General features: G+C 41.8%; 12 protein-coding genes, 2 tRNA genes and 3 rRNA genes. 12 read left to right on the top strand and 5 right to left on the bottom strand.

Going from position 1 to position 22,422, the window contains the following annotated elements; all coding sequences use genetic code 11:
• Nucleotides 1–41: 41 nt before the first annotated feature.
• Genes galE through GHNINEIG_RS07960 form a run of 3 tightly spaced genes read left to right on the top strand, consistent with a single transcriptional unit; the run spans nucleotide 42 to nucleotide 3,174 of the window.
• Nucleotides 42–995, top strand: a complete 954-nt coding sequence (gene galE / locus GHNINEIG_RS07970; protein WP_317616023.1) for a UDP-glucose 4-epimerase GalE — start codon at nucleotides 42–44, stop codon at nucleotides 993–995.
• Complete coding sequence (locus GHNINEIG_RS07965; RefSeq protein WP_135796150.1) at nucleotides 992–2,164, top strand: nucleotide sugar dehydrogenase; 1,173 nt, start codon at nucleotides 992–994, stop codon at nucleotides 2,162–2,164. Before galE ends, GHNINEIG_RS07965 begins: the two co-directional genes overlap by 4 nt.
• Complete coding sequence (locus GHNINEIG_RS07960; RefSeq protein ID WP_135796149.1) at nucleotides 2,164–3,174, top strand: NAD-dependent epimerase; 1,011 nt, start codon at nucleotides 2,164–2,166, stop codon at nucleotides 3,172–3,174. Before GHNINEIG_RS07965 ends, GHNINEIG_RS07960 begins: the two co-directional genes overlap by 1 nt.
• A 14-nt stretch (nucleotides 3,175–3,188) precedes the next feature.
• Here GHNINEIG_RS07960 and GHNINEIG_RS07955 read toward each other — a convergent pair whose 3' ends face one another.
• A complete protein-coding gene (locus GHNINEIG_RS07955; protein ID WP_135796148.1) occupies nucleotides 3,189–3,581 on the bottom strand; it encodes a hypothetical protein in 393 nt (130 codons plus the stop codon).
• Between the two features lie 114 nt (nucleotides 3,582–3,695).
• Here GHNINEIG_RS07955 and GHNINEIG_RS07950 point away from each other — a divergent pair, with 114 nt between their 5' ends.
• The 8 genes from GHNINEIG_RS07950 (at nucleotide 3,696) to rrf (ending at nucleotide 15,512) form a co-directional block, all read left to right on the top strand.
• Nucleotides 3,696–4,274 carry a Maf family protein gene (locus GHNINEIG_RS07950; protein ID WP_135796147.1) on the top strand — a complete coding sequence of 193 codons (579 nt, stop codon included), beginning with the start codon at nucleotides 3,696–3,698 and terminating at the stop codon, nucleotides 4,272–4,274.
• Between the two features lie 5 nt (nucleotides 4,275–4,279).
• Complete coding sequence (gene rng, locus GHNINEIG_RS07945; protein WP_135796146.1) at nucleotides 4,280–5,752, top strand: ribonuclease G; 1,473 nt, start codon at nucleotides 4,280–4,282, stop codon at nucleotides 5,750–5,752.
• A complete protein-coding gene (locus GHNINEIG_RS07940) occupies nucleotides 5,753–9,604 on the top strand; it encodes a YhdP family phospholipid transporter (protein WP_135796145.1) in 3,852 nt (1,283 codons plus the stop codon). It abuts the gene before it with no gap.
• 452 nt (nucleotides 9,605–10,056) lie between these two features.
• Nucleotides 10,057–11,612 (top strand): 16S ribosomal RNA (locus tag GHNINEIG_RS07935).
• Between the two features lie 77 nt (nucleotides 11,613–11,689).
• Nucleotides 11,690–11,766: transfer RNA gene (locus GHNINEIG_RS07930), tRNA-Ile, on the top strand.
• A 70-nt stretch (nucleotides 11,767–11,836) separates the two neighbouring features.
• Nucleotides 11,837–11,912 (top strand) — tRNA-Ala (locus GHNINEIG_RS07925).
• Nucleotides 11,913–12,369: 457 nt separating this feature from the next.
• A 23S ribosomal RNA gene (locus GHNINEIG_RS07920) occupies nucleotides 12,370–15,230 on the top strand.
• 167 nt (nucleotides 15,231–15,397) lie between these two features.
• Nucleotides 15,398–15,512 (top strand): 5S ribosomal RNA (gene rrf / locus GHNINEIG_RS07915).
• Together the 16S, 23S and 5S rRNA genes with 2 tRNA genes alongside form the textbook arrangement of a ribosomal RNA operon.
• Before the next feature lie 439 nt (nucleotides 15,513–15,951).
• Here rrf and GHNINEIG_RS07910 read toward each other — a convergent pair.
• The 3 genes from GHNINEIG_RS07910 to GHNINEIG_RS07900 all read right to left on the bottom strand — a co-directional run bounded on the left by GHNINEIG_RS07910 (nucleotide 15,952) and on the right by GHNINEIG_RS07900 (nucleotide 20,526).
• Nucleotides 15,952–16,668 carry a TIGR04211 family SH3 domain-containing protein gene (locus GHNINEIG_RS07910; protein ID WP_223260857.1) on the bottom strand — a complete coding sequence of 239 codons (717 nt, stop codon included), beginning with the start codon at nucleotides 16,666–16,668 and terminating at the stop codon, nucleotides 15,952–15,954.
• Nucleotides 16,646–19,420 (bottom strand): valine--tRNA ligase, encoded by a 2,775-nt coding sequence (locus GHNINEIG_RS07905; RefSeq protein ID WP_135796144.1) that lies wholly within the window; start codon nucleotides 19,418–19,420, stop codon nucleotides 16,646–16,648. Before GHNINEIG_RS07905 ends, GHNINEIG_RS07910 begins: the two co-directional genes overlap by 23 nt.
• 311 nt (nucleotides 19,421–19,731) lie before the next feature.
• Complete coding sequence (locus tag GHNINEIG_RS07900; protein ID WP_135796143.1) at nucleotides 19,732–20,526, bottom strand: flagellin N-terminal helical domain-containing protein; 795 nt, start codon at nucleotides 20,524–20,526, stop codon at nucleotides 19,732–19,734.
• Nucleotides 20,527–20,646: 120 nt separating this feature from the next.
• Here GHNINEIG_RS07900 and GHNINEIG_RS07895 point away from each other — a divergent pair, with 120 nt between their 5' ends.
• A complete protein-coding gene (locus GHNINEIG_RS07895; protein WP_135796142.1) occupies nucleotides 20,647–21,075 on the top strand; it encodes a hypothetical protein in 429 nt (142 codons plus the stop codon).
• Nucleotides 21,076–21,158: 83 nt separating this feature from the next.
• Here the strand turns inward: GHNINEIG_RS07895 and GHNINEIG_RS07890 are convergent, their stop codons facing one another.
• A complete protein-coding gene (locus tag GHNINEIG_RS07890; protein ID WP_135796141.1) occupies nucleotides 21,159–22,403 on the bottom strand; it encodes an ammonium transporter in 1,245 nt (414 codons plus the stop codon).
• Between the last annotated feature and the right edge of the window lie 19 nt (nucleotides 22,404–22,422).

Raw genomic sequence — 22,422 nt, 5'->3', positions numbered from 1 at the left:
AGATATTGATTGTCGGCGGAGCCGGATATATTGGATCTCACATGTCTAAGTTATTGGTGAAATCAGGTCATGAAGTTATTGTGCTCGATAACTTATCAACAGGGTTTCGAAAAAACGTAAAGTATGGTGAGCTTGTAGTGGGTGATTTGGCCGATATAGGCCTTTTAGAAAATGTCTTTAGTACTTATCAATTTGATGCTGTCATGCACTTTGCTGCGAATAGTCTTGTGGGAGAGTCTATAAAAGAACCTGCTAAATATTACCGAAATAATGTGGCAAATACGATTAATCTTCTAGATGTAATGATTAACCACAGTGTTAAATATTTTATTTTTTCTTCGACTGCCGCAACATTTGGTAATCCAAAATACAGTCCTATTGATGAACATCATCCTCAACATCCAATCAATCCTTATGGAATGAGTAAGTTAATGGTTGAAAATATTTTGAAAGATTATGCTTCAGCTTATGATTTAAGTTCGGTGAGTCTAAGGTACTTTAATGCTTGTGGCGCTGATCCCGAAGGCGAACTTGGAGAAATGCATGACCCAGAAACGCACTTAATTCCGTTGGTTTTGCAGGTAGCTTCGGGACGTAAAAAAGAGATAACAGTTTTTGGTAGTGATTACCCAACTGACGATGGGACTTGTATAAGAGATTACATTCATGTAGTAGACCTATGTCAAGCTCATCTGTTGGCTATAGAGTATCTAATTAAAAACAAGTCCGGTGCCTATAGTTTTAATCTGGGTAGTGGGCATGGATTTAGTGTTCAGGAAGTATTAGATGCCTCATCATTGATTGTAAAACGTTATAACGCTTCGATTTTCGTTCAATATGGAGATAAACGGCCTGGAGACCCAGATCGACTAGTTGCTGATTCAATTTTAGCAAGAAAAATTTTAGGATGGAAGCCACAATATGAATGCTTAGAAACTATCATAGAACATGCTTGGAGATGGGAATTAGAATTAGTGAAAAGGAAAAAGCAGTGAAAATTTCAATTGTTGGTAGTGGGTATGTTGGCTTGTCCTTGGCCGTGTTGTTGGCACAAAAAAATGAAGTTGTGGCGCTTGATATCGTAGAAGAAAAAGTCACGTTGTTAAACGATAAACAGTCACCAATTGTGGATCCAGAAATTGAAGAGTTTCTACAATATAAAGCTTTAAATTTAACGGCTACTTTGGATAAGCAAAAAGCGTATCAAGATGCAGAATTTGTCATTATTGCAACGCCGACGGACTATGATACTCAGACCAATACGTTTGATACCCGTTCAGTTGAAGAGGTTATACAAGATGTAATGACTGTTAACCCTCGTGCTGTAATGGTAATCAAGTCAACCGTTCCAGTTGGGTATACAGAGCAGGTTAAGAAGCAATTTAACAGTGAAAATATTCTTTTCTCACCTGAATTTTTAAGAGAAGGTAAAGCTTTGTATGACAACCTCTACCCTTCACGAATTATCGTCGGAGAAAAGTCAGAACGGGCAAAAATCTTTGCAGATCTTTTGATTGAAGGGGCCTCGAAACCTAGAGAAGAGATTGATGTGCTTTTTACCAAATCAACCGAAGCGGAAGCGGTTAAATTATTTTCAAATACGTATTTAGCCATGAGAGTTGCGTATTTTAATGAGTTGGATACTTATTGTGAGACGCATAACTTAGATTCTCGTCAGGTCATAGAAGGTGTTGGATTAGATCCTCGTATTGGTAATCATTACAATAACCCGTCTTTTGGTTATGGTGGTTATTGTTTACCTAAAGATACCAAACAATTGCTTGCGAATTATGATCAAGTGCCAAATAATTTAATTAAAGCCATTGTTGATGCTAATACCACTCGAAAAGATTTTGTTGCGGATTCGGTTATTAAAAGAAACCCAAAGGTGGTGGGTATTTACCGCTTAGTGATGAAGAGCGGGTCGGATAACTTTAGAGCCTCGGCAATTCAAGGCGTTATGAAGCGGATAAAAGCCAAAGGAATTGAAGTAGTGGTTTATGAACCTGTGCTTGAAGAGGAAAGCTTTTTTAACTCAAAGGTTATTAATGATTTAGCGGAGTTTAAGAAAATATCAGATGTCGTTATTGCGAATCGGATGACAGACGATATTTTTGATATTGAAGATAAAGTCTACACACGTGATTTATTTGGACAGGATTAATGAAGATACTTGTAACAGGTTCTGCTGGTTTTATTGGGTTTTATGTAACGCAAGCGTTGCTTAAAAAGAATCATGAAGTTATTGGACTCGATAACTTAAATGATTATTATGACGTTGATTTAAAAAAGGCTAGGTTGAGTACTTTAAGCCAAGTATGCAAAGAATCTGGGTTGGAAAAAAATTACCAATTCATCGAAATGGATATTGCAGATCGTGCCCAAGTGGATGATCTTTTTAAAACACATCAATTTGATCGAGTGATTCATCTTGCAGCTCAAGCTGGGGTGCGTTATTCGATTGAGAATCCTCATGCCTATGTTGATTCAAACTTGGTTGCTTTTGTAAATATACTTGAAGGATGCCGTCAGCAGAAAGCAGCTCATCTTATATACGCTTCTTCCAGTTCAGTTTATGGAATGAATACGAAGATTCCATTTTCTACCGAAGATAGAGTTGATTACCCTATTTCGCTTTATGCAGCGACTAAAAAATCAAATGAATTGATGGCTCATACGTATAGTCATTTATATGGCATTCCAACAACAGGGTTAAGATTTTTCACTGTTTATGGTCCATGGGGAAGACCTGATATGGCCTATTTTTCATTTACCAAAAAGATTTTAAATGGCGAAACAATTGATGTATTTAATCATGGGGACATGGAACGAGACTTTACCTACATAGATGATATTGTTGAAGGTGTTGTTCGAGTTATGGACCATGTTCCTGAGATTACACATTCAGAAATCACAGCCGCAGAAGCGCCTTATAAAATTTATAATATTGGAAATAATCAGCCGATAAAGCTGGAACGTTTTATTAAAGCAATCGAGTTGGCAACGGGTAAACAAGCGGTAAAGAATAACCTGCCCATGCAAGCAGGCGATGTGCCTAGGACCTATGCAGATGTCAGTGATTTAATGAATGATGTCGACTTTAAACCAGAAACCACCATAGAAGAAGGGATTAACGCTTTTGTTGATTGGTACCGAGACTTTTATAAAGTGTAAGAAAACGGGTGATTCTAGCCATAAAAACCACTTAATAATGAATGGAATTGATTTTTCTGTGTAAGATCAAGCTGTAAGTCTTTCCCCCAAATCGGTTCCGGCCAAACTTCATCATCGGTTTTTCTAAAAACTAAGTGAATATGGTAATAAGGGAGTTTATTGCCAATTTTTGCCACGTTGTAATGTGGACCTAACCCTTTTTCTTTTAAGTACTCCGCTAAACGATAAATCTCGCCATATAGAGTTGCTACATACGCTTCATCTAGAGTCCGATTTGGAATAATCTGTAACCAAGGAATTTTGGTTTCTTCACACATCAAAGAATAGTCGCCTGTCTGATATAAAAAACGGTTTTCAAACTTTTCTTCAAGGTTTTTTGGGGTGTGGTCTGTAATGATAGTATCCAAAGTCTGGAAACTCCTGTCATAGCTGATTTATATAAAGGTAGAATAAAGCTTGGCTTAAAACTAGAATAAATCATAAACGAAAATACATACGATAAAAAGAACTAGAGAGATTTTATGAAACGTAGGCTCTATCTATCCTCTTCATCTCCTCGCAGAAAAGAATTGTTAGACCAAGCAGGAATTCAATTTGACCTTGTTAATGCGCCTGTTGAAGAAACCGGGTTGCCGAATGAAAGTCCTGAATCTTTTGTGTTAAGAATGGCAGTTGAAAAGGCCTTGTCGGGTTTTAATAAAGTGCCAGGAAAGGATGTTTGGGTATTGGGAAGTGATACGATTATATTGAAAGACGGTAAAGTATTTGGAAAACCTAAGCATAAAATGGATGCCTACCGAATGCTGATGTCGTTTTCAGGTGAAACGCATACCGTGATGACATCGATTGCCATTGTTAATGATGGCGCAGTATATTCGGATGTTTGCCAAACAAAAGTGTTTTTTAGGTCCATTTCAGATTCCGAATTTGAGCAATATTGGGCAACGGGTGAAGCTGAAGATAAAGCGGGTGCTTATGGTATACAAGGGCAGGCTGCGAAGTTTATTGAAAAAATTGAGGGGAATTATTCCGCTGTAATGGGCTTGCCTTTATACGAGCTGGATAAATTACTTAAAGAATCAAATTTCTACTCGGAATGAATTTTATGTATAACGAAGAAAAAGTATTGGTGAATGTGACTCCCTCAGAAACTCGTGTGGCCTGGGTAGAAAATGGTGTGTTACAGGAAGTTTGGATCGAACGAGCGAATAAAAGAGGTCTGGTCGGCAATATTTATATAGGCAAGGTTGATCGAGTATTACCTGGGATGCAAGCCGCTTTTGTTGATATTGGCTTGGAAAGAACTGCTTTTCTGCACGTTTCTGATATTTGTAAAAGAGCTATTGGCAAAGAAATGGAAGAAGGTTGTGAGGACATCACAAAATTTTTGCACGCTGGACAAAAAGTGATGGTTCAAGTGGTCAAAGACCCTATTAGCTCGAAAGGGGCACGGTTGACCATGCATGTGACGATTCCTTCACGAATGCTGGTTTATATGCCAGATGAAAAAATGATTGGTGTATCTCAAAAAATTGAAGATGCGGACGAAAGAGAAAGACTTCGGGAAATAATCCATTCTATACCGGAAGCAAAAGAATCAGATGGTGGGTATATTGTGAGAACGGTTGCAGAAGGCGCTGATTTTCATGAGGTGAGAGCCGATCTGGTTTATTTGCAACGGCTTTGGTCGGTTATTCAAGAAAAAGCAAAAGGCGTTAAAAAATCGGCTTTAATTTACGAAGATCTACCACTGTATTTACATATTTTGAGAGATATTCCCATTGACCGAATTGAGATTATTCGCGTCGATTCCGCTGAGACTTATAAAAAGATGGTTGAGTTTTCCAGTGCCTATGTGATGGATTTATCAGATAAGTTAGGGCTTTATTCAGGAGAAAGGCCTATTTTTGATCTCTACAGTATTGAAGATGAGATTCAGCAAGCACTGGAAAAGCGAGTGGATCTTAAATCGGGCGGTTATTTGATTATCGACCAAACGGAGGCCATGACAACCATTGATGTCAACACGGGGGGATTTGTTGGTCATAAAAATTTAGAAGAAACGATTTATCGAACCAATTTAGAGGCCACTCAAGCCATAGCTAGACAGCTGCGCTTAAGAAATTTAGGCGGTATTATTATTCTTGATCTAATTGATATGGATGATAAAGAGCACAAAGCCTCCGTTTATTCTGCGCTACAGAGAGAGTTGCAAAAAGATCGCGTTAAAACGTCTATCACAGAAATTTCGAATTTAGGTTTAGTCGAAATGACACGCAAAAGAACACGCGAAAGCCTCGAAAGAATCCTTTGTGAACCTTGTCCGGTTTGTCATGGTCGTGGAACGGTTAAGACACCGGAGACAATTGCATTTGAAGTGTTCAGAGAAATAACGCGTATGGCGAAGTCTTTCGATGCTGAATATTACCGAGTTATCGCTTCTGAACCGGTTGTTTCTTATATTCTGGATGAAGCTTCAGGAAATGTAGCGGAGCTTGAAACGTTTTTGAATAAAAGCATTCGTTTTCAAGCAGAAGGTGGCTACTTTATTGAGCAATTCGATGTGGTGATTTCATAAATGTTGAGACGGATTCAACAGTTATTATTTATCCTGTTAGCCCTGTTTGTCGCTTACTTATTAATGGTTCGGGGGGTGATTACCTGGGTGCAATATGCGCCAGAACAATTTTTATCGTATGTTGAACAGTGGAATGACTCGACAATAAAAGTTGAAAAAATTGCGATAGATCAGAGCTGGTTAGGATTGGATTTCGAAGTTCAAAACGTCAGTTATGAAGATTCGACCAGAGCTGCCACTTTGGCATCTGCCAAGGGGGATCTTAATATCTTTTCTCCTTTCTTCCCAGATATGAGTTTTGGTAATCGTTTGGGTGTGTCCGGTTTGCAAGTAGACATCCTTTCTTTGGATGAAAGCAAAGACGACGATGCCTCGAACGAAATGGATATATGGCAGATTGTTTCAGAGAATTGGAAATCTCTATCAATTAATAAAATATGGAAGGTTGTAAACCTAGAAGGTGTCTCTTTTAGTTCAAAAGCAAAAGAGAATGGAAGGGTTACGTTAGGCATTGATTCCTTTCAAGCCTATCGAGGCCTTAAGTGGTCTTTTGGTGGGGTGTTAAGTGTTCATGCTCAGCAAGAGCTTTCAACTCAGCTACAAGTAAAGGGTGATTTTGATATTAATTTATGGGGAAAACCAGAAGAAGGCAGTTTTTCGGCTCATTTTTTAACCCCTTTGAATTTGGCGAATTTGTATCAAGTGATGCCTGAAACTTGGATTGAAACCTTACCTACCGGTGAAATATTAGGGGACCTTTCTCTTGATGTTAAAAAAGGGGAGCTCTCCAAGCTTAATATTACCAGTAATGCTCAGGATTTAACTTGGCCAGAAAATGACCATTTATTACCCAAAAGCATCGGAATTGGATTGAACTGGGTCGCGACAAACCAATTCAGCGGGAATGCGTTAGAAAACTGGCAATTTGAATTAGAAAAGATTCGTTTTGGTAAAGAGTATTTAAAAACCATATCTCCTATTTATTTGAGCTTGAAAAACAATAGAACTTTAAAGTTTCAAGCCGATAAAGTGGATTTTAATGTGCTAAAGCCTTTTTTTAAATTACTTACATCAAAGTTTGATTACCAAGGGTTTGGTAAAAATTTAAAAGCCCTGAGCTTAAAGAATGTGGAAGGCTTATTAAATTTAGACACTCTAGATTTAAAGTATTTGACGCTTCAAGTGCCGAGTATTCAGCTTCCTGCCGATAAAAACCTACCAGGCCTGGCTCTGAATGATTTAAAGGTTGAAAAAAATGAAAAAGATATTTGGTTGAAAACACCTCATCCAATCAACTTGTCAATTAATGTTATCAGCTCCAATCCGATTGCTTTGAACTTGAAAGAAGGGCTGCACCTTAAACTGATTCAACAAAATCATCAGTGGCAAACAAAGGATACGCGTTTTACACTTAATTCAATGCCCGTAAATTTAACTGCCACGGGTGATTTTTCTGGAAAGCTTGATTTGGATATGACAATCGAACCCGACAAGCTGTCTTTCGTTAAACAGTATCTTCCATATGATTTAATGTCTTCCAAGCTTGAAAATTGGTTAAAGACAGCTCTTGTTAAAGGAGAGGGGATCAAAGGGCGTTTAAGAGTCAAAGGGGATTTAAATGACTTTCCTTTTAGACATCAAGAAGGCCTTTTTGAGGCAACAGCAGATATTCATAAAGCGGAACTAAAGTTCCAGCCAGATTGGCCTGCCCTGGAAGACTTTTCGGCAAAATTGAGATTTACTCCTTATGACCTTCAAATTACCTCTGAACAAGTTATGCTGGGTAAGATGACAGGACATGATGTTGTGGTTGATATCAATGCTTTGGATACTAAAAATATTGCCGTTCAAGTAAAGGGGAAGGCTGAAGGGAATGGAAAAGAAGCGGTTGCCTATTTTCTAAAAACGCCATTGGCTGAAAAGATTGGCATGGCGTCGTTCTTACAAGAGCATACGGATTTATCTGGACCTGTATCGGTTGACCTTCCTAAAATTTGGATACCCGTTTATGGCTATGATAAAAAAGAAGAGTCTGTTAAAGGTCAAGTTGATTTTAATAAAGTGGCGTTAACGTTATATGATCGGTTGACCTTTAAAGATGTTCAAGGGCGGCTGAATTTTACGGAACAAAAAGTTTCAGCTCAAAAAATATCCGCTCTCTTTCAAGACGGACGCGTTCATACCTCAATTGAGACCCAAAATGATCAGGCCATTATCAACTCTGAGGGGGAGGCCACTTTTAATGAAGCGCTTTATCAAGGTCGTTTACCATGGAAAACCGCCATCCAGATTCCATTTAAAAGTAAAAATCGCATAAAGGTTATTGCCGAAGCCGATTTGACGCATTTAGTGAGTGCGCTTCCTGCTCCGTTGAGTGATGAAAGTTTGAGGGAGACTCATATCCGTCCTAAAAGTGCTCGTTCCACAATACAGGTCGGCGAAGATGCACTTGATATTCAGTTTACAGTCGGTGACTTGATAAAAGGCAAAACGCAATACTCTTTTTCGGATGAATCCTTTAATCAGTTTGTCGCCATTGTAGGTGGGAGTCAGTCTGTCCCCGCACTGGATTCTGGTAATAATTTTTTTATGACAGGTCAGTTAGACAAGGTCAACTTGGATGAGTGGATGAGAGTCTGGCCACAAATAAAAGAAAAGTTATCCCTTAAACTTCCTTCTTCAAAGAATCAGGCACCTCAAGCAAGTTGGCAAGGATCAAATTTACACTTAAATAAAGTGATCTTAGCGGATTATGATTTTAATGACATCAACCTTAACTGGATAACGGTTAAGGAAAAAGAACAATCAAGTTTAGCGATGAGCATTAAAGGCCCTGATATTGATGCTGTTGCGAACGAACTGTCAAATGGAGATTATGAAGTTAAATTATCAAAACTTAACATGATCTCTCCCGTTAAAAATCCAGAAGAACTTGAAAAGAAAAAACCATGCAAAGAATCCGATGGTGATGTTGTATCTGAAACAAAAGTTTATTTTCAAGGAAACAATATTAACCTTAATGGCAAAAAAATAGCACACTTAAGTTTTAATATGACGGATACGACGGAAATGTTAACGCTGTCAAAGATTAATATTCAACCAGAGGGTGTGAAAGGCGTTTTTAATGGACGTTATCAATATAGCAAAGTCAATAACATCAGCCATCTGTCGGGTAAAGCTGATTCGAACGATGTTGAGAACCTAACGTTGTTCCTAGGGCTTAAAAAAGGGTTTAAAGGGAAAAAGGCAGAGATGACTGTCAATTTAAATTGGAAAGGTAACTACCAATGCTATTCTTTAATAGGTCTAAAAGGAGATGTTTCGTTTACATTGCAGGATGGGGTTATTAAAGATGCTGAACCTGGTATTGCAAGGCTTATCGGGCTTCTCAGTTTTGAATCGCTCGCAAGACGCTTACAGCTAAATATTAAAGATGTCACCGATGCCGGACTCGCTTACGACTCAATTAAAGGGGAAGGGCAGTTTAACAGAGGCGTTTTTGGGTTTGAAAAACTGAATCTAAAAGCGCCGGCGGCAAAAGCAAAAGTCTTTGGCGAAGTGAACTTAATACAAAAAGAGTTGGACCTATCGGCCGAAATTACGCCGTCAATCGGAAGTTCATTACCGGCGATAGCGGCGATTAGTGGGTTGGCGACGCCGATTGCAGGTTTGGCTGCTTACGCATTCATGAAGATTGTGCCCATCGTGAATGAAGATTTAGTGACCTATCGTTATGAGGTCAAAGGGACCTTTGAAGCACCAGACATTAAAGCTAAAGGATTGAATTTAGACCTAATAAATCTAAAAGGACAGTCGGACATTAAAGGCGGTTCAATTCTCGATTCAGAATAAAATGCAAAAAACTTTAAAAAAAGTAAAGAAAAGGGTTGCAAAAAACTGGGTGGCGGTTAGAATACGCATCTCTTTCAAACAGAGCCCAAATAAAGCAGCTAAGGCCGCGGAGTTTGGAGATGTTTAAAAGGGTTTTTTGAGTGGAAGTTTGAGATGAAAATCGAGAATAAAAGCTTCAAAAAAAAAGCGTAAAAAAAGCTTGACGCTGATTGAAAGTTAAGCCTATAATACGCGGCTTACTGAGACGGAACACGAAGTGAAACGGCTCGGTGAGGAAGACCAAGAGTTCTTTAAAAATCAGGTAATTCAGAGATAATTTATGTGGAAGTTACTTAAGTGAGTAACCGCAAATATAAAAAATCTCGACAACTATGTATATGGTAAAACATGTACCTTGTTAATTTCGAGAGTTTATGAGCAGCAAAGCTCACTAAAAAAACATAATCAAGATTAAACTGAAGAGTTTGATCCTGGCTCAGAATGAACGCTGGCGGCAGGCCTAACACATGCAAGTCGGACGGAAACGACAAGAACAATCACTTCGGTGTGCGTTCTTGGGCGTCGAGTGGCGGACGGGTGAGTAACGCGTGGGAATCTACCCTTTAGTTGGGGACAACATATGGAAACGTATGCTAATACCGAATATGCTCTACGGAGTAAAGGTGCCCTCTCCTTGGAAGGTATCGCTAAAGGATGAGCCCGCGTTAGATTAGCTAGTTGGTAAGGTAAAGGCTTACCAAGGCGACGATCTATAGCTGGTTTGAGAGGATGATCAGCCACACTGGGACTGAGACACGGCCCAGACTCCTACGGGAGGCAGCAGTGGGGAATATTGCACAATGAGGGAAACCTTGATGCAGCCATGCCGCGTGTGTGAAGAAGGCCCGAGGGTTGTAAAGCACTTTCAATTGTGAGGAAGATTAAGTAGCTAATACCTGCTTAGTTTGACGTTAACTTTAGAAGAAGCACCGGCTAACTCTGTGCCAGCAGCCGCGGTAATACAGAGGGTGCAAGCGTTATTCGGAATTACTGGGCGTAAAGCGCGCGTAGGCGGACTGTTAAGTCGGTTGTGAAAGCCCTGGGCTCAACCTAGGAACTGCATCCGATACTGGCAATCTAGAGTTTAAGAGAGGGAAGTGGAATTCCAGGTGTAGCAGTGAAATGCGTAGATATCTGGAGGAACATCAGTGGCGAAGGCGACTTCCTGGCTTAAAACTGACGCTGAGGTGCGAAAGCTTGGGTAGCGAACGGGATTAGATACCCCGGTAGTCCAAGCCGTAAACGATGTCAACTAGCTGTTGGCCTTATTAAAAAGGTTAGTAGCGTAGCTAACGCGATAAGTTGACCGCCTGGGGAGTACGGTCGCAAGATTAAAACTCAAAGGAATTGACGGGGGCCCGCACAAGCGGTGGAGCATGTGGTTTAATTCGATGCAACGCGAAGAACCTTACCATCCCTTGACATCCTGCGAACTTTCTAGAGATAGATTGGTGCCTTCGGGAACGCAGTGACAGGTGCTGCATGGCTGTCGTCAGCTCGTGTCGTGAGATGTTGGGTTAAGTCCCGCAACGAGCGCAACCCTTATCATTAGTTGCTAACATTTAGTTGAGAACTCTAATGAGACTGCCGGTGATAAACCGGAGGAAGGCGGGGACGACGTCAAGTCATCATGGCCCTTATGGGATGGGCTACACACGTGCTACAATGGGGGGTACAAAGAGCAGCCAACTGGCGACAGTGCGCGAATCTCATAAAACCTCTCGTAGTCCGGATCGGAGTCTGCAACTCGACTCCGTGAAGTCGGAATCGCTAGTAATCGTGAATCAGAATGTCACGGTGAATACGTTCCCGGGCCTTGTACACACCGCCCGTCACACCATGGGAGTGGGTTGCAAAAGAAGTGGGTAGTCTAACCTTCGGGAGGGCGCTCACCACTTTGTGATTCATGACTGGGGTGAAGTCGTAACAAGGTAGCCCTAGCGGAAGCTGGGGCTGGATCACCTCCTTTAAGACAAAGACGGTTGCGAGCTTAAGCTAGCTTTCACATAAATTATTTCTGAATTACTGAAAAGATGAGAACGACCTGGGTCTGTAGCTCAGTTGGTTAGAGCGCACCCCTGATAAGGGTGAGGTCGGTGGTTCAAATCCACCCAGACCCACCAATTTTTGCACTAATTGATTAGTCAGAAATTAAAATCAGGGGAAGAAAGATCACCTGCTGATTACCCGATTGGGGCTATAGCTCAGCTGGGAGAGCGCCTGCCTTGCACGCAGGAGGTCTGCGGTTCGATCCCGCATAGCTCCACCAATATCCCTGTTAATGAGTTTTAGTTACAAAAGTAGCTAGAGTTTATTAACAGTCATATTGGCTGATAGAAACAAAGAAGTTCTTTAAAAATTAGGAAAAATCTCTAAGTTAAAAAATAAACTTAGAAACAATAAACTGGCGTTATTTGATGATAACGACAGCGCTTTAAACTTTAATTAGGTTAAAGTGTCGCCAGTTTATTGAGTTAGTCCAGTTGTCTCCAACGACTGGGCTAACGAGGTAACAATGTATCTTAAGAGTTCAATGATTTTGATATGACGAATGTAAAGGTTCCGATATTAAAATCACGATACAAACTCAAGCGAGAACATGTCAGCGTAAAAACTTTTAGTTGCGTACACTCATTAGATCTTATAAACAGAAGCAGTTCATAAATGGTATAGCTACCAGGACTTGTGGAGTTAACAAAAGGCATAAGGTTATTTTTGAGTTGTATAGTTAAGTGACTAAGCGTACACGGTGGATGCCTAGGCGGTAGAAGGCGATGAAGGACGTAGTAACTTGCGATAAGCCACGGGGAGTTAGTAAACAAGCTTTGATCCGTGGATTTCCGAATGGGAAAACCCATCCTTTATGGATATCCCTTTATGGGAGGCTAACCTGGAGAACTGAAACATCTAAGTACCCAGAGGAAAAGAAATCAACCGAGATTCCCCAAGTAGCGGCGAGCGAACGGGGACCAGCCCTAAAGCATTTATTAAGATAGCAGAACACTCTGGAAAGTGTGACGATACAAGGTGATAGTCCTGTATGCGAAATCTTATTAAGTGTTATTCGAGTAGGACGGAACACGTGAAATTCTGTTTGAACATGGGGGACCACCCTCCAAGGCTAAATACTCTCTACCGACCGATAGTGAACCAGTACCGTGAGGGAAAGGCGAAAAGAACCCCTGAAGGGGAGTGAAATAGAACCTGAAACCGTGTACGTACAAGCAGTAGGAGCCCACTTGTTGGGTGACTGCGTACCTTTTGTATAATGGGTCAGCGACTTACGTTATGTTGCGAGGTTAACCGAATAGGGGAGCCGAAGGGAAACCGAGTCTTAAATGGGCGTTTAGTAGCATGGCGTAGACCCGAAACCGGGCGATCTATCCATGGCCAGGTTGAAGGTGCCGTAACAGGTACTGGAGGACCGAACCCACGTATGTTGAAAAATGCGGGGATGAGCTGTGGATCGGAGTGAAAGGCTAATCAAGCCCGGAGATAGCTGGTTCTCCTCGAAATCTATTTAGGTAGAGCCTCATGTCTCACTGTTGGGGGTAGAGCACTGTTATGGTCTAGCGGGCCGTCAAGGCTTAGCAGCCCATTGCAAACTCCGAATACCAACAAGTGCAATCATGGGAGACAGACAGCGGGTGCTAACGTCCGTTGTCAAGAGGGAAACAACCCAGACCACCAGCTAAGGTCCCTAAACACTACTCAGTGGGAAAGGATGTGGGAAGGCTTAGACAGTCAGGAGGTTGGCTTAGAAGCAGCCATCCTTTAAAGAAAGCGTAATAGCTCACTGATCGAGTCGGCCTGCGCCGAAGATTTAACGGGGCTAAGTAGTGTACCGAAGCTGTGGATGCCATTTATGGCATGGTAGAGGAGCGTCGTGTAAGCCTGCGAAGGGGTGTTGTAAAGCATCCTGGAGGTATCACGAGTGCGAATGCTGACATGAGTAGCGATAAAGGGAGTGAAAAGCTCCCTCGCCGAAAGACCAAGGTTTCCTACGCAACGTTAATCGACGTAGGGTTAGTCGACCCCTAAGACGAGGCCGAGAGGCGTAGTCGATGGGAAGCAGGTTAATATTCCTGCACTTTTTATAACTGCGATGGAGGGACGGAGAAGGCTAAACTAGCTTGCTGATGGTTGCAAGTTTAAGGTAGTAGGCAGAGATCTTAGGCAAATCCGGGATCTTAATGCTGAGAACTGATGACGAGTCCTCTTTTGGACGAAGTAGTTGATGCCATGCTTCCAAGAAAAGCTTCTAAGCTTCAGGTTATAAAGAATCGTACCCCAAACCAACACAGGTGGTCAGGATGAGAATTCCAAGGCGCTTGAGAGAACTCGGGTGAAGGAACTAGGCAAAATAACACCGTAACTTCGGGAGAAGGTGTGCCCCTGCCGGTGATGAGACTTGCTCTCTAAGCTAGTGGGGGTTGCAGAGACCAGGTGGCTGCAACTGTTTACTAAAAACATAGCACTGTGCAAAATCGAAAGATGACGTATACGGTGTGACGCCTGCCCGGTGCCGGAAGGTTAATTGATGGGGTTAGCTTATGCGAAGCTCTTGATCGAAGCCCCGGTAAACGGCGGCCGTAACTATAACGGTCCTAAGGTAGCGAAATTCCTTGTCGGGTAAGTTCCGACCTGCACGAATGGCGTAATGATGGCCACACTGTCTCCACCCGAGACTCAGCGAAATTGAACTCGCAGTTAAGATGCTGCGTACCCGCGGCTAGACGGAAAGACCCCGTGAACCTTTACTACAGCTTTGCACTGGACTTTGATACTATCTGTGTAGGATAGGTGGGAGGCTTTGAAGCAGTGACGCCAGTCATTGTGGAGCCATCCTTGAAATACCACCCTGATATTATTGAGGTTCTAACCTAGGGCAGTGAATCCTGCCCAGGGACAGTGTATGGTGGGTAGTTTGACTGGGGCGGTCTCCTCCTAAAGAGTAACGGAGGAGCGCGAAGGTACCCTCAGCACGGTCGGACATCGTGCAATGAGCGCAAGAGTAAAAGGGTGCTTGACTGCGAGACAGACACGTCGAGCAGGTGCGAAAGCAGGTTCTAGTGATCCGGTGGTTCTGTGTGGAAGGGCCATCGCTCAACGGATAAAAGGTACTCCGGGGATAACAGGCTGATACCGCCCAAGAGTTCATATCGACGGCGGTGTTTGGCACCTCGATGTCGGCTCATCACATCCTGGGGCTGAAGTCGGTCCCAAGGGTATGGCTGTTCGCCATTTAAAGTGGTACGCGAGCTGGGTTTAGAACGTCGTGAGACAGTTCGGTCCCTATCTGCCGTGGGCGTTGGAGAATTGAGGGGGGCTGCTCCTAGTACGAGAGGACCGGAGTGGACGATCCGCTGGTGTTCCAGTTGTCATGCCAATGGCATTGCTGGGTAGCTATGATCGGAAAGGATAACCGCTGAAAGCATCTAAGCGGGAAACCTGCCCCAAGATAAGTTCTCCCTAGACTTTAAGTCTTCTAAAGGGCCGTTAAAGACTATGACGTTGATAGGCAAGGTGTGGAAGTTCAGTAATGAATGAAGCTAACTTGTACTAATTACCCGTGAGGCTTAACTATACAACTCAAAAGTAACTTTTGTTTATCAATGGATGAACTGAAGGTTGACATGTTTGAGCTTGAGTAAGACTCTAAAGAGCATTGAAGCCTAAGTTAAGATTTAAACAGAGATTTTTCCAAATTCAGTGAGTGGTTCATGACAATGAACCGCTTACATAACCCAATTGCTTGGGGACAATAGCAAGATGGAACCACCTGATCCCTTTCCGAACTCAGAAGTGAAACGTCTTAGCGCCGATGGTAGTGTGTCAGGTGGCATGTGAGAGTAGGTCATCCCCAAGCTTATATTCCGAAAAGCCCGTGTGTGTTCAATCACTACGGGCTTTTTTTTTGTCTAAAATTCAGTGTTGCTGATCTCTGCTGAAAATACACTGACAGCCTTGATTGAATTAACACGATATCAAAGGATAACCAGTCTCAGTACATGATTAATGACTGGCATTAACCAAGCCTTGGCTACCCCATTTATTGACCGCTGCCGTGGCTGCTGTGAGCGCGTTGTTTATGAGTGTTATAAATTTAGTATTATTCAAACACTTACTTGATCTTAATCGGATATGTCACAGAGGATATGGTAATTATTAATGTTGATGAATGTAGGGTTGTACCTATCGCAGTAGAGAATGACGAAAGGTGTGACTGTGCTTGAGGTTTATAAAAGCTAAGAGGATAAAAAAGCCCACTCAGAGGTGGGCTTTTTAAAAGAATGTTTTCTAAATTCTTATAGAGTGTTCCATTTGTTTCTACGATTAGGTACTCTGAAAAAACGGCCAAGTAGAAGACCCAGTAATAAAACTCCACCACCTGTTAAGAACCATTGGCGCTGAACCACATCTTTGGCTTGATCAATTTGTTCTTTCATAATGGCATTTTCATTGTTGAGCTTTTCAATTTGTTGTGCCATTTGTTTGTTTTCATTGTTAAGCTGAATGGCGTTGCCTGAAATTGCTTTGATTTCTTCAAGTTGCTTGTTGAGTTCAAAGTTGTCTTGTTTTACTTCTTTTAGCTCTTTAGCCGTATCATTAAAACGATTCTGAAGTGTATTCTTTTCCAAGTTTAACTGATTCAGTTCCTTTTCAATTTTAGCTATTTTGCGTTCTTGTTTTTGCACTTGAACTTTAGCAATCGGTTGGTTTTGTAGAACGCTGGATGGCATCCAGCCTTCAATATCTTTACCATTATGGTTGTAGATCAGTCTTGCCCAGCCGTCATCATTCACTTCCAAAATCGTGACTTTTGTACCTGATTTGAGCATTCTCAATATTTTGTATTTATAGCCAGGTTGGCTTCTGAACGGAATTTCGATTGAGTCCGTTACATAATGCGTATATCCTGACTGAACTTCTGAAAGCGCAGTTGAACTATAGGTGATTGCCGATGCACTAACGGCAATCATTAATGAAAGTATGGTTTTGTTAGATTTGACTAATTTTTTCATATTGATCCTTTAAGTTTTTTAGTGCAGTTTCAGTGTCTTGTAACTTTTGCTTTTCTTTTTCAACTACTGCTTCCGGTGCTTTAGAAACAAAGCTTTCGTTTGATAATTTACCATTGAAACGTTTTACTTCACCTTCAAGTCGTTTGATTTCTTTTGAAAGTCGAGATAATTCTGCTTCCTTATCAATGAGACCGGCCATTGGGATTAAGATCTTCATTTCGCCAACTAATGCTACAGCTGATTCCGGCGCTTCTTTTTCATTATCCAATAACGTAATAGTGTCCAATTTCGCCAAGGTTTGTAGGAAAACGCGGTTATTTTCTAACCATGTTTTATCTTGGTCTTGTAAGTTGGTTAGAAGGATTGGCAGGGCTTTGCTTGGCGCAATATCCATTTCTGAACGAATCTTACGAACGCCCATAATAACGTGCTTAACCCATTCCAGCTCTTGTTCGGAAGCAGTATCAATCAAAGCTTCATTCGCTTGTGGATAGGGTTGTAGCATGATTGTATCGCCGGTTTTTCCAGCAAGCGATGCTACGCTGTGCCAAGCTTCTTCTGTAATGTAAGGCGTAATAGGGTGCAATAAACGCAAAATCGTTTCAAGAACCCTTACCAACGTTTGGCGAGTGCCGCGCTGTTGAGCTTCTGTGGCTGTTTTTGAATTTAAAATTGGTTTAACTAATTCCAAGTACCAATCACAATATTCATTCCAAGTGAACTCATATAAGGTATGCGCTGCCAAATCGAAACGGTATTGATCAAAGTGTTTGGCAACCTCTGTTTCCACATTTTGTAGTTTGGAAATAATCCATTTATCCGCAAGTGAAAGTTCGGTATCAAGTGTTTCGTCTGTACCAGTGTCTTTTTCTTCTGTATTCATGAGGACGTAACGTGTAGCATTCCACAGCTTATTACAGAAGTTTCGATAACCTTCACATCGATTTAAATCAAAACGGATGTCCCGCCCAGTAGAAGCCAATGAAGCAAAGGTAAAACGTAGTGCATCTGTACCGTATGATTCAATACCATCAGCAAAATGTTTACGGGTTGTTTTTTCAATTTTAGCGGCTTTTTCCGGCTGCATCATGCCTGTGGTTCTTTTAGCAACCAAGCTTTCAAGGTCAATGCCATCAATCAGGTCAATAGGATCCAATACGTTACCTTTGGACTTCGACATTTTTTGGCCTTCACTGTCTCGAACAAGACCGTGGACATAGACTTGTTTGAAAGGGACTTCACCTGTGAATTTAAGTGTCATCATTATCATTCTGGCTACCCAGAAGAAGATGATGTCAAAGCCCGTTACCAAAACTGATGTAGGGTGGAACTTTTCAAGTTCGACTGTTTTTTCAGGCCATCCAAGTGTTGAGAATGTCCATAAAGCTGAGCTGAACCACGTGTCTAAAACATCATCATCTTGCTTGAGAGAATGACTCGCATCCAGATTGTATTTAGAGCGGACTTCTTCTTCGGAGCGCGCAACATAAACGTTGCCTGCCTCATCGTACCAGGCCGGGATTCGATGCCCCCACCAAATTTGTCGAGAGATACACCAGTCTTGAAGATTGTTCATCCATTCAAAATAAGTGTTTTCCCAATTTTTTGGAACAAATTCAATGTCTCCATTTTTTACTGCGTCAATGGCGGGTTTGGCAAGCTCTTGTACGGCAACATACCACTGATCCGTTAAGAAGGGTTCGATGACGGCATGTGAGCGATCACCACGCGGTACCATGAGTTTGTGCGGTACAATTTTTTCCATTAAGTCTTGAGTTTCTAAGTCGGCAATGACTTGTTTTCTTGCCTCAAAACGATCTAGACCTTGGTATTTTTCAGGCACTTCTTCATTCATTGCCGCGTCGATTGTCATGACATTCAGCATTGGAAGGTTATGGCGCTTGCCCATTTCATAATCGTTAAAGTCATGGGCTGGCGTGATTTTAACGCAACCGGTACCAAATTCCATTTCGACATAGTCATCTGCGATGATTGGAATTTCGCGGCCAACCAATGGTAGGGTAATGGTTTTGCCAATCAGGTTTTGATAACGTTCATCATCAGGGTGAACTGCAACAGCTTGATCCCCAAACATCGTTTCCGGGCGAGTGGTGGCGACAATTAAATGTCCTGATCCATCGGATAAAGGATAACGCATATGCCATAAGCTGCCCATTTCTTCTTCTGAAAGGACTTCTAAATCGGAAACCGCCGTATGCAGAACTGGATCCCAGTTCACCAAGCGTTTCCCCCGGTAAATCAACCCTTCTTCATGCAGTTGTACAAAGACTTCTTTAACGGCATCAGATAAGCCGTCATCCATAGTGAATCGTTCACGACTCCAGTCAGGAGAGGCGCCTAGGCGACGAAGTTGCTGAGTAATGGTGCCACCTGATTCGGCTTTCCATTCCCAGATTTTTTGAATAAAAGCATCACGCCCTAAATCATGACGACTTAACCCTTTGGCAGCCAATTGACGTTCAACCACCATTTGGGTCGCGATACCAGCATGATCCGTTCCTGGTTGCCAAAGTGTTTCGTCGCCGCGCATACGGTGATAACGGATCAACGTGTCCATAATGGTATCTTGGAAGGCATGCCCCATATGAAGGCTTCCCGTTACATTGGGAGGTGGAATCATGATGCTGTAATGTTCGCCAGTCGTACTCGTCTGTGGCTTAAAGTAGCCGCTTTTTTCCCAAGTTTGATACCACTTTGTTTCAATAGAATTAGGATCGAAATGTTTTTCCATGTTTTTTGTATGTCTTCTTGTCTAGTTTTGAACGCTCAATGAACCTGATGGACTGTTGACGATTTTTCGTTATAGCAGTGTAAAAATCAGGGGGTTTTAACGCATTTTATTATTAAATTCTTGGGATTATAGCAAATCAAAAAAAGCTTTTAGGAGAGAAAATAGGTTTTGGATTAAAGAACCGAATGTTATACCTAAGGTGGTCTGGAAAACCAAGTACTACGGGGTTGATATTGCTTGGATTTGAAAGAGCTGAATTGCAAGGCTTGAGTGTTAAAAATGGCCAGGCCTGGCCATTTTTAATGATGTATTTAATTCAATAATGGTAAGACATTCCCGTAATTTTGATTTCTTTGCGCCAACATCGCGACAGAGGCATTGTTCAATACTTGCTGTCGTGCTTGGTCCGTTACTGTTTTGGCGTAATCTGTATCGTTGATTTGGCTGCGGGTCGATTGAGAATTTACATTTTGGTTCATTAAGTTATTAGCCGCTGAAACCAAGCCGTTTTGCTGGGAACCCAGTTGAGCGCGACTGTCTGAGATAAGCCCTAACACATCTGTAATCTGAGATTGAACGGCTTCAGCATTGCTATTAGTTGAAATGTCTGTTCCTGTCAGCCCTAAGCTATTGGTTGTTAAATCTGGTAGCTGAAGGGTAGATGTATTGTCTGGTCCCAGTGCAATATCAATGGCAGGTGTATCAGCATTGAGCAATTTTATGCCATTGAATGAAGTTGATTCTGCGAATTGATTGATACTTTTTAAACCTTGCTGAAATTCCTGGTCAAGCATCGAACGCTGCGCATCGGAATAGGTTCCGTTCTGAGCTTGAAGGCTTAATTCGCTGAGTCGTTGTAATTGCTGTGTAATGCTGTTGCTGGCACCGTCAGCAGTTTGAAGCAAATTGATACCCGCATTGGCGTTCTGCACGCCTATGTCCTGATCTTTAATTTTGGTGGTTAAAGAGGTGACAATAGCTTGTCCAGAGGCATCATCAGCTGAGTTGTTGATTCTAGAGCCGGATGTTAAACTTTGATTCACCTTAAAAAGGTCGTTCATGTATGGGGAGGATGCATTTGTTGCATTAAGAGATTCAACAGCCATAATCTTGCACTCCTTGCTATAAAAGGTGAAACGAGGGCTCTCGTTTGATGAGAGTTTTCGCTAACTTATTAATTATTTTACACTTTTAATTTTTTTTTAAAAGTCATTTGGAATTTAGTTATGTCTTGTTGCCCGGGTAATTTTTGTCAGTTCAGCTTTCCAGAAGGTCCGCCATTAACCGATAATCCGGTAACGCATTTATCGGCACAATATCTGTTTTTACCTTATGGTACTTTGTTGGAAGAGGAAGAAGTAGTTCGACTCTGGACAGAAGGAGGGCAAACAGAAACGGTTATTGTAGAAAAGAAAGTGCCGTTGTCTATTTCGCCGAATGGGATTGAAAGTGAAGACCCGTCTGTTTTTTTACCTTGGCAGTTAATTGCTTTAGACAGTGGTCTGGAGGAACCTGATATTCAGGGGTGGTATCATCACCCACTTTTTAATCCAGAAACTCAGGCAGTGGTGTTGAAATTTAAACACCCAATTGTGGTTAAGCCTAGTTTATCTATGATATTGAAGAAGTGGCTTTATAAAATTCGAACCTTGTAGCATTTATCAAGCTTATCGGTTTTCTACAGGCATAAAAAAACCCCGCATCATGCGGGGTTTGTTTTTTTAAGCTTTATTTGAGATTACTTTGTAAACTCAGGGTAAGCTTCCATACCACATTCTGATTGATCAGCTCCTTCGAACTCATCTTCTTCAGAGATACGGATTCCCATCACTGCTTTGATGATTGCCCAGACAATCAAACTTGTAATGAATACCCAGCTGAAGATCGCTGCAATACCGATGAACTGAGCAACTAAGCTTGCGTCAGGGTTAGTGAACGTTACTGCGATAAGACCGTAGATACCTACAACACCATGCACAGAGATTGCACCTACTGGATCATCGATTTTGAACTTGTTGTCAAGAATCAAGATCGCTGCAACCACAATGATACCACCGACAAGACCGATTAAGGTTGCTTCTAAAGCGCTTGGCGTTAGAGGCTCTGCCGTAATTGCGACTAGACCTGCTAGTGCACCGTTTAGCATCATTGTTAAATCCGCTTTACCAAACTTGATTTTAGAAGCTAATAGCGCCCCAACAACACCAGCAGCAGCTGCTAATAGTGTGTTAACAAAAATCATTGATACTGCGTTTGCTTCTTCAACGTTAGAGATTTTAAGCTCTGAACCACCGTTGAAACCGAACCAACCTAACCAAAGGATGAATGTCCCTAAAGTTGCAAGCGGTAGGTTCGCACCAGGAATCGCTTTAGATTCACCGTTTGGACCATATTTACCTTTACGTGCACCAAGTAGAAGAACACCGGCTAGTGCTGCTGCCGCACCTGTCATGTGAACAATCCCTGAACCAGCGAAGTCTAAGAAACCTAGTTGATCTAGGAAACCACCACCCCATTTCCAATAACCTTGGACAGGATAGATAACTGACGTTAAAACAATTGCAAACACGAAGAAAGACATTAACTTCATACGCTCAGCAACCGCACCCGATACAACAGACATTGCTGTCGCTACGAACACAACCTGGAAGAAGAAGTCAGACATGTTTGAATAATAAGGTGCACCATCACCACCAGCTACGACTGCTGCTGTTGCGTTGTCACCACCTAATAGGAAGCTTAAACCAGGAATCACTGAGTTAATTGCATCACCATACATAATGTTGTAACCAACCAACATATACATAATACAGGCAATGGCGAAAAGCCCAACGTTCTTAGCTAAAATTTCTGTTGTATTTTTGGTACGAACCAGTCCCGCTTCCAGCATGGCAAAACCTGCTGCCATCCACATGACCAGTGCGCCAGACATTAGAAAATAAAAAGTATCTAATGCGTAGCTTAATTCTAATATTTGTTCCATAACTTAGTTCCTTATCGTT

Origin of the sequence: Hydrogenovibrio crunogenus (assembly GCF_004786015.1) — a bacterium.
GTDB classification, from domain to species: Bacteria; Pseudomonadota; Gammaproteobacteria; order Thiomicrospirales; family Thiomicrospiraceae; genus Hydrogenovibrio; species Hydrogenovibrio crunogenus.
Note: the sequence above shows the minus strand (reverse complement) of the source record. Positions and strands in the feature narration are given on the sequence as shown.

What these genes read in the sequence shown, in the direction of transcription:
- galE (WP_317616023.1), top strand. Translation starts at nt 42, where the DNA reads ATGTCTAAGTTATTGGTGAAATCAGGTCATGAAGTTATTGTGCTCGAT.
- GHNINEIG_RS07960 (WP_135796149.1), top strand. Translation starts at nt 2,164, where the DNA reads ATGAAGATACTTGTAACAGGTTCTGCTGGTTTTATTGGGTTTTATGTA.
- GHNINEIG_RS07950 (WP_135796147.1), top strand. Translation starts at nt 3,696, where the DNA reads ATGAAACGTAGGCTCTATCTATCCTCTTCATCTCCTCGCAGAAAAGAA.
- rng (WP_135796146.1), top strand. Translation starts at nt 4,280, where the DNA reads ATGTATAACGAAGAAAAAGTATTGGTGAATGTGACTCCCTCAGAAACT.
- GHNINEIG_RS07940 (WP_135796145.1), top strand. Translation starts at nt 5,753, where the DNA reads ATGTTGAGACGGATTCAACAGTTATTATTTATCCTGTTAGCCCTGTTT.
- GHNINEIG_RS07910 (WP_223260857.1), bottom strand. Translation starts at nt 16,668, where the DNA reads ATGAAAAAATTAGTCAAATCTAACAAAACCATACTTTCATTAATGATT.
- GHNINEIG_RS07905 (WP_135796144.1), bottom strand. Translation starts at nt 19,420, where the DNA reads ATGGAAAAACATTTCGATCCTAATTCTATTGAAACAAAGTGGTATCAA.
- GHNINEIG_RS07900 (WP_135796143.1), bottom strand. Translation starts at nt 20,526, where the DNA reads ATGGCTGTTGAATCTCTTAATGCAACAAATGCATCCTCCCCATACATG.
- GHNINEIG_RS07895 (WP_135796142.1), top strand. Translation starts at nt 20,647, where the DNA reads ATGTCTTGTTGCCCGGGTAATTTTTGTCAGTTCAGCTTTCCAGAAGGT.
- GHNINEIG_RS07890 (WP_135796141.1), bottom strand. Translation starts at nt 22,403, where the DNA reads ATGGAACAAATATTAGAATTAAGCTACGCATTAGATACTTTTTATTTT.